We start from the raw sequence: 14,460 nt of genomic DNA on the forward strand, positions 1-14,460 counted from the left end.
AAACACCGAACCCACCACACCTGTCCCATGACGGGTAACCGAACACGGTTCTCCTCAAATACACACGACGGGTATTTGAGTTCTGAGGAAGGAACACCCTTGTTAGCAAAACGCTCGAAAATGACCATGCTGTGTGCAATCGCCTTGGTGGCGGTACTGGGGGCGAGCGGCTGTACCACGAGCGATGAAGCGGAGAAGAACCCTTCAGCTACAACGTCGAAAGAGCAGGAAGAAGCACAGTCTCGGCAGGCTGCCCAAGACGAGATTCTCGCTGAGATTGATGGCTTTGACTTTTCGAAAGCGACAAACGAGTGCGCGCTTTTTGAAGATATGCGCAGCCTCAACGTGCTGACCGGTCAGCTTGAGCCGGCGAGCGTCGAGAAAGATTTGTCTGGCCGCCTCACTCAGACCCAGGTTATTTTCACTAAGCTCGCAGAGCTCTCTGAACAGCCAGCAGAAGTGAAAACATGGCAAAAAATCGTAGACACCTCAAAACAAGCCAATGAAGTGCTCGGCTCTTATGGCGGCGCAATCGCAAACGATGAAGTATTAACTGCCCTCGGTGAACTCGCACTCGCCTATGAAGAGGCTGCGGATCAGCACGGCCAAGCAATTGAATCACGCTGCAGTGTGTCTCCGGATGAGATCTTTGTCGGTGGCTAACCGAGGTTGGCGTTCCACGGTCGCAGGCCTACTCGGTTTTGTGCTGCTTGGCGGTCTGCTGACAGGCTGCACAGTCGACAACCCGACTGAAGCGACAGCAGACGCTGCCGAGAACGAAGTAAGCAGCAAGGATCAGTTCACCCAACCCGATAGCACTACGCTTGCGCAGTACCGAGACGCGCGGGCGGCGATTCTCAACCAGCAGGGGATTCAGACGCAACTTGAGGTCGCGCAAGACGGAAAACCGGCACTCTCTGGGGTGGTGCAGGTCAGCGGAGACCTGCTTTCGTGGCACGGTCAGTTTCTGCTGGGTGCGTTCCCTATTGAGATCGTACGAATTGGCGACACCGCTTGGATATCTGCACCAAGAGAGTATTGGCTTTCTTACGGGGTCCCGGAGGTGCAAGCCAACGAGATTGGCTCAAAATTTGCCGTGTTCTCTGGTGAGCAGGCGAGTGCCCTGATTAGTTTTGCCGATATGACGGTATTTCTGCAATCGCTCGGGTCGAGCATCTTGCTGAATGATCCCACAATGATTGATTCTGGAGACCACGCGGGAGCGTTGAGTGTAACCGTCGAGGGGGCCCAGCAGCGCTTTCAGCTCTCTGATTCGGTACCCTGGTTCGACTCGGTGCAGGCAGATCTCGGTGAAGGCGTGCTGAGCGTGGTGACGCTGAGCCCCATGCAAGAGGCGCCAATTATCAGCACTCCAACGAGTGCTGAAGTTTTTTCCCAGCAGCTGGAGCTTGGACGGATGTCGAACAACAGCTAGCGGCTCGACCGAACTCGTTCGAGCAGAGTGCGTGCTTCGTGCAGTGCTAGCGCACATGAGCTGCATGACTCTGCTTGTGCGAGCAATCGGGTGTGTGCTCTACCGCGAAGGGTTTCGCGATGAAAAGCTACAGCAGCGACTGCTACCCAGTCATGCTCTGGGGAGCAAATCAAACGCTCCCGCAATTTGTATTCAACCCAGGCGTTGCGCAGCCCGGCACGTGCTCGAAACGCAAGTGCCGCGACCGCGTTTGGCTGTAACCCGAGTCGCAGTGCCAGCTCTTGGCCGTGCAACTCTTCAACCTCGCAGAGCCAGAGCACATTTCGCCAACGTTCTGGCAGAGACTCGAAAGCTTGAACTACCGCGCTGTGCGGGTGTTCAGTGAATTGGGCGACGCTCAACTGTTCTGTCTCGGGAAGGTCCTCCGCAAACCCAAATGGAACCTCTCGGTGCGTTCTCGTGAAGTCATAGACGGCGTGGCGAACCGCTGTAAGTAAGTAGGCGCGAAATGTGTCGACTGGGCCACTACCTCGCATGATTGTTTCGTGAACCCGAATGAATGTCTGCGAGGTGAGATCTTCGGCTTCGTGACGTGACATTGCACGCCGCGCGGTGAGTAAAGCTGCTGAATAATGACGCCGCCAGAGCTCGGCCCACGCTTCGCTTGACCCAGCACGAACTTCGCACAAAAGGGCAGCATCGCTTCGGCTCGTCGAGGGAGCCGAGGAGGGAGCGGAAATGCTACTAAGAAGGGCCACACCCCCAGCTTCAACGCCTGAAACACCTGTTCATTGGGCAGAATGAATCTTCCGAGTTGAACGTGATGTATTCGGTGCGAATCGTGATCAATTGGGTGCGGAACAAGCACACCTCGGTGCGGACACAGGAAAGTGTTGGGTCTGCTGTGTGGTTTTCTTCGGCGCTCGAAAACGCCAGTATTCGGCCAGTTTCTGGCCGACCGGCGGGGGCGGACCAGCCGGGTAGCGGATACCCCCGCTAGCTCGCCTTGCGCATGCTGGAATCGGCAGCACTATAGGGTGCCGCCGATTGTTTGTGATCGTGAGGTAGCTGGGTGTTTTTGACGCGATTGAGTTTGGCGAATCGTTTGTTGGTGGGGCTGGTGACAGCCGCAATCGCAACGCTGGGTGTGTTCGCGGCCGGTGCGCTTAAACAAGAGATGATGCCGCCTACGAGCATCCCCGCGGCCTACGTCTCGGTGCAGCTTGAGGGTGTTGCTCCTGAGGAGATGAGCCGGACAGTCACGGAGCCGCTTGAGTCGGCGCTGCAGACTGTTGCTGGCGTGAAAACTGTGACTTCGACCACCTCAACCGGATCTTCAGACGTGATGGTTGAGTGGGCATTCGAGGGTGATAGTGAAGCGACGCTGCAGGCCGTGAAACAAGCTGCCGAGGGCATGAAATCTTCGTTCCCAAGCACGGCGAGACTTGAAGTTTTCTCGGGCAGCAATAAAGAGGCTCCCTCTATCCAAATCAGCGCGGGCAGCACAGGCAACCAAGACACCTTCTCTACCGCACTCGCTCAAAAGGTCGCGCCGACGCTCAAGACCATCCCCGGGGTGCAAAAAGTTGAAGTTGGCGGTCGCGAAGAGCAGCGCATCGCGATTGATTTACGCCCGGCAGACGTCGCCCGGCTGAAGGTTGATCCAACGCAAATCACTCAAGTGTTTGAGGCTCAGGGAGCGGTGCTGCCAGCGGGACAGGCGCCAACGGCGAATGGGTCGAGTTCGATCACGGTCGGCACCTCAATTACTACCCTTGAAGAGCTGCAAAACTTGCCCGTACCCGCCGAAAACGGCCTGGTGCTGCTCAAAGAGTTCGCTGATGTAAAAGCCGAAAAGTTGCCGGTCGGCAGTATCTCCCGAGTGAACGGTAAACCGTCGCTTACCCTCTCGGTGACCGCAGCGCAGGGCGCCAACATTGTGCAGATTTCGAATGCCGTCTCAGAAAAGCTAGCCGAGCTTGCACCCGGGCTCAAAGCAGAATTTGTGACGCTTTTTGATCCGGCGCCCTACATCGAACAGTCTGTGCACGATCTCTCTGTTGAGGGCGGACTTGGGTTGCTTTTTGCGATCTTGGTGGTCCTTGTGTTTTTGGCCTCGTGGCGATCAACAATTATTGCCGCGGTTTCCATTCCGCTCTCACTACTGATCAGCATGATCGGCCTGCTTTGGTCAGGGAACACCCTGAACATGTTGACGCTCGGTGCCCTCACGATCGCAATCGGGCGGGTGGTTGACGACTCGATTGTGGTGATCGAGAACATTAACCGACGGGCAGTTGTCGACGGCATCACTGTGCCTGGAATTATTGCATCGGTGAGGCAGGTTGCGGGTGCAATCACAGCCTCAACCCTCACCACTGTTGCGGTGTTTTTGCCGATTATCTTTGTGACCGGGCCGACAGGGCAACTGTTCCGGCCGTTCGCTGTGACCGTTTCGGTAGCGCTGATGGCTTCACTTCTGGTGGCGCTCACGATCGTGCCGGTGATGGCGTATTGGTTCCTCCGCAGAGGCCCGCGGAAAGCCCCGGCGAATGCTGAAGCAGGGGCGGGTGATGCAGCCGTGAGCGGGGCAGTCGCTACCGAGGGCGCGGACCCCACCGCTGTCAGCGCGCATCGAGACGCCGACGAAATTCAACTCCCAGAAGACAAACTGCAACGCGCGATCATGCCGAAGCTACGCGCGACCTGGCGACGCCCGGCGATTACCGTGACCGCCTCCGTGCTGCTACTTGCGATCACGCTCGGCCTGACCTCAGTGATTCAGACTGACTTTATTGGTTCGTCTGGCAACGAGAGTCTTGAACTCATTCAGACCCCGGGCGGCGGTGCGGCTGCCGAGAACACCGAAGAAAAGATCGGGGGAGCGCCAAGTGCAAACGCACAGAGCGCAGCCACTGCAACACCGGCACCTTTGAAAGCAGCGGATCTGATCGCCGCTGCCGAGCCGGTCGAAAAGGCAACACTTAAAGTCGACGGAGTGAAAGACGTAATCGTCTCGATCCCACTCGGCAACGACGAGACGGCTGGGCCACCCACCATTTCGTATTCAATGATGCTTGAATCGGGTGCTGACTCAGAAGAGGTTGCTACTCGGGTTCAAGCCGTGCTCGACAAGATGAAAAAGCCCGGAGAATTTCAGCTACTTACCAAAGACGCATTCGCCGGCGGTGGTGGTGGCGGTGGTGGTGGCGCCATCGATCTGCAGATCCAGGGCAACGATCCTGCGGCACTAAAAGCTGCCAGCGAATTGCTTGAAACGAAACTCGGTAAAGCGAAGGGCGTGCAGTCGGTACGCAGCGAACTCTCGGGTGAGCAAAGCGTGGTTCGGATCAAACTTGATGAGGCCCGAGCAGCGAAGCTTGGTTTTGACCGGGCCGGTGTCGCCAAAGCAATTCAGGAAGCAATGGACGGCACCCAAATCGGTCAACTGATGTTCGAGGGCGAATCGCGTTCGATTCTGATGCGAACCCCGGGCACCCAGCGCACTGCCGACCAAGTGGGCAGCATCGTGCTGCCTGTCACGTCGCAGCAAACAGCCGAAGCCCAAAAAGTTGCCTCAGACGCGCTGCAGGCCAAGGCCCAGCAGGAAGCCGACAGTGCCAAGGCGCGCGGTGAAGCTGAGATGGCAAAACAGATCAGCGATGCACAAGCGCAACGCAAAGAAGCCGTCGCGAGTCTGGGGCAACTGCGAGAACAGCTCACCGCATTGATGAAGAAGCCGCTTGTTCCGATTCCAAAACCAGACGAACCAGATGATTTGGAACGCGCCGAGAATGAGCGCGCCGAGCAGATCGCTGCGTTGCAGGGAGCTATCTCGGGTGCCGAGGCGAGCATCACTGCGGCAGACGAGCAGGTGAATCAATTGCGCCAATCGCAGGTCGAGCAGGCGAATCAGCTCGTTGAACAACAAAAAGCTGAAGCCGAACAAAAAGCCGTGCAAGAGATTCGTGGCACGGGCCTGAAAATCAGTGATATTGCCGCGGTTGAAGACGAACTGGTGCCGCCAATGATTATTCGCGCGGAGGGCGAGCGCAAAGTGTCGCTCACGGTGATGCCCAAGAAGGGAAAACTGGGTCAGGCAAATGCCTCGGTGCAGGCAGCTATCGCAGGCACCGAGCTGCCGGCCGGTGTGACCTTCAACGTTGGCGGCGCGAGCCAGCAGCAAGACGAAGCGTTCGGGCAGCTGGGCATTGCAATGCTGGTTGCGATCATGCTGGTGCTGATCGTGATGATCGCGACTTTCAAAAACTTCAGGCAACCTCTGGTGCTTTTGGTGTCGATACCGTTTGCGGCAACCGGCGCGATTCTTGGGCTATTGATCACCGGCACACCTATGGGTTTGCCCGCCCTGATTGGTTTGCTCATGCTGGTAGGCATTGTCGTAACGAACGCGATCGTGCTGATGGACCTGATCAATAAATTACGAGCAGATGGAGTACCGCTTCGCGAAGCGGTGGATCACGGCACGAGGCTCAGGCTGCGCCCGATCTTGATGACGGCAGCTGCGACGATCTTCGCGCTGGTTCCGATGTCGCTTGGCTTGACCGGTGGTGGAGCGTTCATCTCGAAGCCGCTCGCGATTGTGGTCATCGGTGGCTTGATTTCATCAACCCTGCTGACGCTCGTACTCGTGCCGATCATCTATTCAGCGATGGAGCGCCGCCGCGAGGCACGGCTCGCCCGTCGTGAGGCGCTGCTTGAGATGTAGGTGAGGTGAACGGGAAACCGGAAGCCGCGATAGTGCCGGGTCGAGACTTACGTTTCGACCCGGCACTGCTTTTGTTCGCAGTGCTAATCCTGAGGAAGCGTGAGCGTAAGCGTAAATCCACCGTCACTCGTCGCTTCTTCGCTGAGCGTGCCGCCAAGCAACTCGGCACGTTCGCGGAGACCAACCAGGCCGTGCCCCGAAGCAGGCAATTGCATCGACGGTGCGGTGGCCGCGGTGTTGTGCACGGTGACTGAGAGGTCGTTACGAATGCTGTGCGCGGTAATTGTTGCGGTTGCGCCCGGCGCATGCTTGCGAATGTTCGTCAGGGCCTCTTGCACTGTGCGGTAGATTGCTCGCTGCACGCTTGCGGGCAGGTCGGCGGGAAGATCCAGCGTAGTTGTTGATGGGATGCCTGACGCAGCGATCAGTTCTGGCAAATCGGCGATGGTTGGTTGCGGGGCGATCTGGCTGAGCTCGCCACCCGAGTCGCGTAACACCGTCACCATTTGGCGCAGCTCATCGAGAGTTTTCGTGGCGAGGGATCGAATAGTGCGTGCCGTGGTTTTTGTGTCGGGGTCGATGCTGCCCACCTGCAGCGCTCCAGCTTGCACCGCGATCAAGCTGACCTGATGCGAGACCACGTCGTGCATCTCGCGCGCGATCCTTGCCCGCTCAGTCGCCAAAATCTCTTCCTCTGCGTAGCGCCGTTCGCTCTCACGTGCCTCTTCAAGCTCCTTGAGCCTCGCCGTCAGCTCGCGTCGGGTGCGTACCAGCAGGCCGAGCGCGATGGGGGCCGCAGTGGTCATCACGGCGAAAATGATCGAGAAAATGGCAGATCCACCGTCGATCCAGCCCCACCAGGTGACCGAAGTTCCAGCGAAAATAGCGACACCCGCGAGCAGCACTGCCCAGCGGCGGCGCTCGGCAACCGCAACAGAATAGAGCGCGACCAGGCCCGTGATCGAAGACGACGAGGTGATCAGCGCCGGAATCGCGAGCAGCAGCGAAAGCCAAGGCCAGCGGCGCCTGAAAAACAAACCAAGCGGGCCCGCAATCGCCATAGTTATTTCGAACGGGGTCGGCTCGTAAAGATAAAAGAAACTGTCAAACAGCGCGATTGCCACGATCGCGCTATCAAGCAGGGCAGGTGGGATTCGTTTGAGCGGGTTCATGCGCTGTGATCTGCTGACGCGGTGAGGCCCGCACGTTCGGCGATGAGCGCTGCCTGTAGTCGTGTGGTGACTTCAAGTTTCGCGAGGAGCGCGCTGACATGATCTTTGATGGTGCCAACGCTCAGATGGAGTTTGAGGCCGATTTCAGCGTTTGAAAGCCCGGTGGCCAGAAGCGCGAGCACCTGGCGTTCGCGTTCGGTAAGTCGGGCGATGAGTGACTTTGCTTTGTTGTAGCTGTTGTTGTGCTCGCTACTTTTACTGGTGGCGTTGCTGCTGCCTGATGCGGTGCTTGCGTTGCCTGTCGTGATGCCGAGGAAACTATTGATTACTGTTTTCGAAACCTGCGGCGACAGGACGATACCGCCAGCCGCGAGCGAACGGATGAGCGTTGGTAACTGTTCCGGATCGGTGTCTTTCACCAGGAACCCGGCGGCCCCCGCGCTGAGCGCCTGTGCAATGTAATCGTCGGAATCGAAGGTAGTGAGAATCGCGACCACCGGGGGAGTCGGCATCTCACGAATATCGGCGAGCACATCGAGTCCACTGCGGCCAGGCATCCGAATGTCGAGCAGCACCACATCAGGTTCTTCACGCTGGATCACGTCAATCGCCTCAGGGCCATCGACAGCGGCGGCCACTTCGATATCGTCAGCCGCACCAAGGATGAGGCGAAAGCCAGAACGCACGAGCGCCTCATCATCGACAATCACTACTCGGATCACGCTGTTCCCTCCGCCGCTCCAGCAACTTGCACACCAGTCTCAAATCAACGATACGGGGCGCGGGTGTGCGCAGCACGAGAAAGCAGTGAAGTATGGCCGGGTGGCGGGGTGAAAGCGGTCGGGTGGTGGGTGGTAGGTGGTGGCGCGAAGTTGGGGGAGGTGGATTGCGGGTGTGCTGGGTAGGGTGACCTGTTTTCACGGCTTCTTCTTAGTAGGCGCGACGAAGCGCGGCGTCTTTCGCAGCGTAAAGGTACCTGCTTGCAGTTGCGGTTCTGTTCTCCGGAACAGTGAAGGGGACCGACATGAATGTCGGTCCCCTTCACTGAACTGTCGGGTTGACAGGATTTGAACCTGCGACCCCTTGACCCCCAGGCAGACGGATCGGGCTCCGAACCCGCGTTTTCGGAGGTTTCGGTGGCTCATACATTGCACAGCGCGTCACAGATTACATGCGGTCCAGGGATGTTGGCCACCAAATTGGCCCACTAGATTCGTAACCACCGCACTGCTCCAGAAGCCAGTTTCTGACGAGTTAACGGCGACTGAGTCGCCCCCCCCGGAGGGGCGCAGATAGAGCTAGCCTGCGCGATCAGGGTCGGCTCGACTGCCTTCTGCCGCGGCCTGCGTTAGCTGTCGTCGAGCGATAGCAGGACGATCGAGAGGGCAGAGCATGCCATCATGATGCCCCTGGCCCGCAGCTTGACGTCGGACCCAATCCGGCGAGCGTAGATGGGGAACGGTCGACCGATTCCGGACCCTCCTACGACACCAATTAATAATAGTTTAATATCAATAAACTATTTAAGTGATATGCTTGATTTATGGACAACAATTTCACTGCGTGCTGGAGTCGGCGATGAGGCTCGGCGGCCTGAGTGAGGTAGCAGAGGAACTGGGGGTGACCCCCCAGCGAATCGCCGCACTGCGGCAACGACCCGACTTTCCGGATGCTATCGGGGAGATTGCTCAGGGGCCGATCTGGGATCTAGATGTCGTCAACGCCTGGAATGGGTCGGGCCTTCGTCAGAGAAAAGCCGGACGCCCGAAGTCTGACCTGACTGTCAGGACCCTGGGTGGCCGGTTCATCCTTGAGCTTCCAGCGATCGGAAGCGGCGGGTTCGCCGACGTCTTCCGGGCAACCGACCGGAAGACAGGCAACCTCGTCGCCGTCAAGGTGCTGCGGGATACAGCCACCGTGGATGCGGAAGTGATCAGCCGCTTCAAGCGAGAACTGCGGATATTGGAAGGGCTGGCTCACCCCAACGTGATTCCCGTGATCGCGCAAGGCGAGACCGACGAGCAAGACGTCTGGTATGCAATGCCCCTAGCGCAGGGCAGTTTGGCTGACTTCATCAGAAAGGTCGATAGCAACCCGCCACTGATCGTGGACATCATGCGTCAGATCTGCACTGGACTTATGTACATCCATGGGAACGGGGTCTACCACCGGGACCTGAAGCCCGCGAACGTGCTGCGACTCGAGAGCGGCGAGTGGGCGGTGTCCGATTTTGGCCTCGCAGTCGAGGCGGAACGAAATACAGCCCCACTCACATCCACGCTTCGTGCTGGTATGGGCTCCTGGGTATACGCAGCGCCGGAGCAGTGGGCCCGGGCACGCAGTGCCGACCACCTTTCCGACGTCTACAGCCTCGGTAAGATCCTGCAGGAACTCGTGACCCAGGACTACCCAGTCAATACGGAGATGACGGCGGGCCCTTTGCGCCCGGTCGTAGAACGCGCCACCGCAAACAACCCCGCTGGCCGATACGCCTCAGTCTCGGAGTTTCTCGAAGCGCTCGAGCGTTCCCTCGGCGCTCGCCAGGAGCACGAGAGCTGGGAATCTCGCGAACAGACAGCAGAACGACTCCGCGATCGAATGCTGAGCCCCTCAACGACACCGGCCGATCTGATCGAAATGTTTGAGTGGGCCACTCTTCTCGACGAATCTGACGAGGATGATATGAAGGCGCTCAGCCGGGTCCTGCCATGGTGTACCTCGTCGTCCATCGAGTTCCTCTGGGACCGCGAGCGAGGCGCGTTCCGCCGTCTGTTCGAGCGGTTCACCGACTACGTCAAGCGCACGGGCTTCTCGTTCGAGTACTGCGATGTGCTTGCGAACTTCATGCAGCGTGTCGTCGATACCATCGGCGACTCTAGCATTCTGCGCATGGCGGTCGCCGCGCTCGCCATCCTCGGCCCGGGCCACGGTCGTTGGCATGTGCGGGATGTGTTGGTCTCGGTACTGCAGGACGTCAAGTCGGAAGAGATGTCGATGGCTGCTCTCGAGGGGTTGCGATCGGTGAGCCGCAGCCAGGTCGCCTGGTCCATCACCGACTTTACCGTTCGCACGCTACCGCCGGCGATCCGGGTCGGTATCTCGGACTGGATAGGCGAGGCCAGCTGATGTCCCTTTCCCTCTTCAAGAAAGGAGGCGAATGACATGCCAAAGGGAAGAACGGCCGCGTCACGCGGCCGTGTGTCCCGAGACGGCGGTGGTTCACAACGAAGAAGAGCTGAGCAGCTAAGGCTTCGTGTGAGCCAAGCGGAGCCGCCTTGGTAGGCGGTCCCATTCCCAGCATAAACACCAACCCGTTACCATCATGTTCGGAGAAGTACGTGAAGACCGACCAGTACGTCGTGGCGCAACCCACGATTGCCGCCAACCCGGAGTTGCGGGAACCGCAGATCCTCGCCTTTGAAGCGATCGAGAAGCACGACTTTAACGCTGTCGACGCCCGCGAGGTTTCGGTCGTCCTGCCAGTGGGGTGCGGCAAGTCCGGGCTCCTTGCCCTTGCCCCCTTCGCGACGAAGGCAAGGCGCGCTCTGCTTGTCGCGCCGAACCTGAAGATCGCCGACCAGTTACTGGGCGATCTCACCCCGAGCAACCCGAAGTACTTCTATACCAAGCGAAAGGTCCTCGATCACGAGCCCTTCCCTGAGCCTGCAGAGATCCGCGGAACGTCTAGCAACATCGGCGACCTCGAGGAAGCCGACATTGTCGTCACGAACATTCAGCAGCTGCAGCGCGACAACAACAAGTGGCTCGGCAAGCTCCCCAGCGACTTCTTCGACTTGATCCTCTTCGACGAGGGCCACCACAACGTCGCCGAGAGCTGGGACGCGTTGCGACGTAAGTTCCCAGACGCGCGGATCTTGAATGTAAGCGCGACCCCGGCCCGCGCAGACGGAAAAGTAATGACCGGCCAAGTCATCTACAGCTACCCAATTTCCAAGGCCGTCGAAAAGGGGTACATCAAGCGCATCAACGGATACCGCCTCAACCCGACTACACTGCACTACGTTCGCCATGAGGGAGGCACCGAAGTCGAGGTCTCTCTGAATGAAGTGCGCCGTCTCGGCGAGGAGGACGCCGGCTTCCGACGCAGCATCGTCAGCTCCGAGGCCACCCTCACCACGATCGCCGAAGCATCCATCCGCAAGCTTCAGGAGATGCGGGAGTCCACCGGCCAGCCCCGCCTAAAGATCATCGCCTCCGCTCTCAACATGGAGCACTGCAAGCAGGTCGTCGCAAAGTACCGCGAACTGGGAATGCGTGCCGACTTCGTCCATAGCCTGCTCGCGGAGAAGGCGAACGGGCGCATCCACGAAAAGCTCGAGAACCACGAACTGGACGTTATCGTGCAGGTTCGGAAGCTCGGCGAAGGCTTCGATCACCCCTATCTCAGCGTCGCTGCGGTATTCAGCATCTTCAGCAACCTCGGGCCGTTCATGCAGTTCGTCGGCCGCATCATGCGCACGATCCCCGGCGTGGACGCCTTCGACCCCGTCAACGACGGAGTCGTGGTCTTCCACGTCGGAGGGAACATCACCGGCGTCTGGACAGACTTCCAGGAGTTCGCGGAGGCTGACCAGGTCTTCTTCGCGAACCTGATCGACGAGAACCTGGTGGAACCCACCACAACCCGTGAGCCCGGCACGGGAGGCAACGGCGGAGGCAGCAACCTTCCGGTAATCACCGCACAGGACGACGTACTGCTGGAGAATCTCACTCTCCTCACTGCCGACCCCAAGATCGCGGAGGCCCTCGCGGTTCTGAAGGATGCAGGCATCAGCACTGGAGAGCAGTTCGACCGGTTGCAGCGGATCACCCCAACTAAGCAGGCATCCCGCAAGGCCAAGCGGGCGCTGCTCGACGAGCTTGTGAAGACCGCAGTCGGCCGGTTCCTCGCCAAGCACAACCTCAAGCACGCCGGCCGCGACTTCGACAAGACCCGTGAAAATTTTAAGGTTGCGAAGTCCGCCATCGACCTTCGCATCAAAAAGACGGTCCCCAGCGGCGCGAGCACCCGCAGCGAATACTCGACCGCGGATCTGGACCATCTCATCAAGGAACTACCGAATATCATCGGCCATGTTGAAGAGGAGTTGCGTCGTGGGTAGCCAACGCTCATTGTTGAGGTCCCTCTCCGTGGACACTGCGAAACGAAAGCACTACTGCAAAGCCAACAAGAGACACGTGCTCGAAAAGGGGCAACGAATTCTGGTGGTCAAAATCGACAGGGACCGCTTCCACTACTGCTTTGACTGTGCACTGAAGTTTGTCACTACCGCTCGATCGGGTCTTGACGCGCTCGAGACCGAACTACGGTCTGATCCCTGACAATCCAGACGCGCCCCAGCCAAGTGGGCTGTCCTCGGCCCCGACGAGGATCCGAAGCCTATGGCCCGGCGAGTCGTGCACGCCGCACGGTCAGCTCCGACAGAATAGGTTCATGGCTCTCGCAAAGATGCGAGAGTGGGAAAGGAAGTACACCATGGCGACCGTCGTTGCTCTCTCCGGATCTGTCGCGTCCGGGAAGACTACTCTCGCTAAGGCTCTGGAAGAACGTTGGGGCGGGGTGATCATTTCCACTCGGGAGGTGCTGGCCAAGCGCGCCTCTGAGCGGCGAGTGAGCTTGACAAACAGAAGAGACTTTCAGGAGTTCGGGGATTTACTGGACCGGGAAACGGGAGGTTCATGGGTGGCTGAAGCCTCCCATGCCAGCAAAGACACTGTCGAAAGCCTCATAATTATCGACGCAGTTCGAATTGAGCAGCAAGTTAGCGCACTAAGGGAGATCTTTGGGAGATCTCTAGTTCATGTGCATCTCGAGACCAGTAGCCGCGAAGAACTCGCCAATCGATATCGCAAGCGGCGAGGATCGAACGCGTACTTCGAAGAGCTTGGGAGCTACGAAGAAGTTCTTGAGAACGAAACCGAAGCTCTCATTGCGAATCTCGGCATGCACGCCGATGTGGTTATTGACACTTTGCGCAACACGGAGAAAGATCTTCTAGTTCGTTGCGAAGCTCGACTAGGCCTCCTCCCCTCCCTTACAGACCCGCTGGCGGATGTGCTCGTTGGTGGGCAGTACGGTTCAGAGGGCAAGGGGAACGTTTCCTACTATTTGGCGCCGGAATACCATTCACTCATACGGGTGGGTGGCCCAAACGCCGGGCATAAAGTCTGGCACGACGGAAAATCGTACACCCATCGCTCGCTTCCCTCGGGGGCCTTATCGAACCCTCACGCAGACCTTATCATCGGGCCCGGCGCTGTTCTCAACCTTTCGGTTCTTCAGAATGAACTGCAAGAGACAGGTGTAGATCCCGGCAGAGTTAAGATCGACCCTCAGGTAATGGTCATAACGGATGAGGACATAGCCGCAGAGAAGGACCTTCGTCGTGCGATCCAATCCACGGGGCAAGGAGCAGGAGCCGCTGCAGCCCGAAGAATCACTGGCAGAGGAGAACCTAGAGCACAATTAGCCAAGGACCTTCCCGAGTTTGCGAGCTTTCTTCATCCCACTGCGGATCTTCTTCACGAAGCGTTCAAACAGGGCAACCGCGTCTTAGTGGAAGGCACCCAAGGAACAGGCCTCAGCCTCTACCATGGGACATACCCCTACGTTACTAGCAGGGACACCACGGTGGCCGGTGCGCTGGCCGAGGTGGGTATAGGACCACGTCGAGTACGCCGAGCCATCATGGTGGCTCGAACCTATCCCATCAGAGTCAACGGTGCCTCGGGACCGATTGGGAACGGAAACGAGCTCACTTGGGATGAAATCGAGGCCCGATCCGGCGTTGAAGGAACCGAAGTCACTGAACTTAGTTCAGTTGGAAAGAAGCAACGTCGGGTCGCAGAGTTCGACTGGGCAATGCTCCGGAGATCGGCCGAGTTGAACTCTGCAACCGATATCGCGTTAACTTTCGCAGATTACATCAGCTCGCACAATGCAAGTGCGTACCGCTATGAACAGCTCTCTCCCGCCACGCTTCAGTTCGTAGAAGAGGTCGAGAGTGTTACTGGCGCGTCAGTCTCACTGATAGCAACTTCTTTCTCCGACCGCAACATAATCGATCGACGAACCTGGCGCTCAGGTCGAAAATAGGGAGCTT

At 58.5% G+C, this 14,460-nt stretch carries 9 protein-coding genes; 6 read left to right on the forward strand and 3 right to left on the reverse strand.

All coding sequences use genetic code 11. The annotated features are described in order from the left end of the window. Positions 1–99: 99 nt before the first annotated feature. Together QBL02_RS10835 and QBL02_RS10840 are read left to right on the forward strand one after the other, a co-directional pair. Positions 100–663 carry a hypothetical protein gene (locus QBL02_RS10835; protein ID WP_282726451.1) on the forward strand — a complete coding sequence of 188 codons (564 nt, stop codon included), beginning with the start codon at positions 100–102 and terminating at the stop codon, positions 661–663. Further along, positions 656–1,435, forward strand: a complete 780-nt coding sequence (locus tag QBL02_RS10840; RefSeq protein ID WP_282726452.1) for a hypothetical protein — start codon at positions 656–658, stop codon at positions 1,433–1,435. The genes QBL02_RS10835 and QBL02_RS10840 overlap by 8 nt, the downstream gene beginning before the upstream one ends. Here the strand turns inward: QBL02_RS10840 and QBL02_RS10845 are convergent. Beyond that, positions 1,432–2,193 (reverse strand): sigma-70 family RNA polymerase sigma factor, encoded by a 762-nt coding sequence (locus tag QBL02_RS10845; RefSeq protein WP_282726453.1) that lies wholly within the window; start codon positions 2,191–2,193, stop codon positions 1,432–1,434. The genes QBL02_RS10840 and QBL02_RS10845 overlap by 4 nt on opposite strands. A gap of 314 nt (positions 2,194–2,507) precedes the next feature. On the opposite strand from QBL02_RS10845, the gene QBL02_RS10850 reads away from it, so the two are divergent. Next, entirely contained in the window at positions 2,508–6,164 is a 3,657-nt protein-coding gene (locus QBL02_RS10850) for an efflux RND transporter permease subunit (protein ID WP_282726454.1), read from the forward strand. Between the two features lie 83 nt (positions 6,165–6,247). On the opposite strand, the gene QBL02_RS10855 is transcribed toward QBL02_RS10850, so the two are convergent. Continuing rightward, positions 6,248–7,336, reverse strand: a complete 1,089-nt coding sequence (locus QBL02_RS10855) for a histidine kinase (RefSeq protein ID WP_282726455.1) — start codon at positions 7,334–7,336, stop codon at positions 6,248–6,250. Continuing rightward, positions 7,333–8,058, reverse strand: a complete 726-nt coding sequence (locus QBL02_RS10860) for a response regulator transcription factor (protein ID WP_282726456.1) — start codon at positions 8,056–8,058, stop codon at positions 7,333–7,335. The genes QBL02_RS10855 and QBL02_RS10860 overlap by 4 nt, the downstream gene beginning before the upstream one ends. Positions 8,059–8,872: 814 nt before the next feature. Here QBL02_RS10860 and QBL02_RS10865 point away from each other — a divergent pair. The 3 genes from QBL02_RS10865 to QBL02_RS10875 all read left to right on the forward strand — a co-directional run bounded on the left by QBL02_RS10865 (position 8,873) and on the right by QBL02_RS10875 (position 14,453). Then, positions 8,873–10,462: a serine/threonine-protein kinase gene (locus QBL02_RS10865; RefSeq protein ID WP_282726457.1), complete on the forward strand. Its 1,590-nt coding sequence runs from the start codon at positions 8,873–8,875 to the stop codon at positions 10,460–10,462. A gap of 212 nt (positions 10,463–10,674) precedes the next feature. Then, positions 10,675–12,459 carry a DEAD/DEAH box helicase family protein gene (locus QBL02_RS10870; RefSeq protein WP_282726458.1) on the forward strand — a complete coding sequence of 595 codons (1,785 nt, stop codon included), beginning with the start codon at positions 10,675–10,677 and terminating at the stop codon, positions 12,457–12,459. A gap of 332 nt (positions 12,460–12,791) precedes the next feature. After that, complete coding sequence (locus QBL02_RS10875; RefSeq protein ID WP_282726459.1) at positions 12,792–14,453, forward strand: adenylosuccinate synthetase; 1,662 nt, start codon at positions 12,792–12,794, stop codon at positions 14,451–14,453. Positions 14,454–14,460 lie beyond the last annotated feature (7 nt).

Source organism: Leucobacter sp. UT-8R-CII-1-4 (assembly GCF_030010235.1).
Classification (GTDB): Bacteria; Actinomycetota; Actinomycetes; order Actinomycetales; family Microbacteriaceae; genus Leucobacter.

Coding starts and splice junctions, on each gene's coding strand:
- QBL02_RS10875 (WP_282726459.1), top strand. CDS start 12,792: ATGGCTCTCGCAAAGATGCGAGAGTGGGAAAGGAAGTACACCATGGCG.
- QBL02_RS10855 (WP_282726455.1), bottom strand. CDS start 7,336: ATGAACCCGCTCAAACGAATCCCACCTGCCCTGCTTGATAGCGCGATC.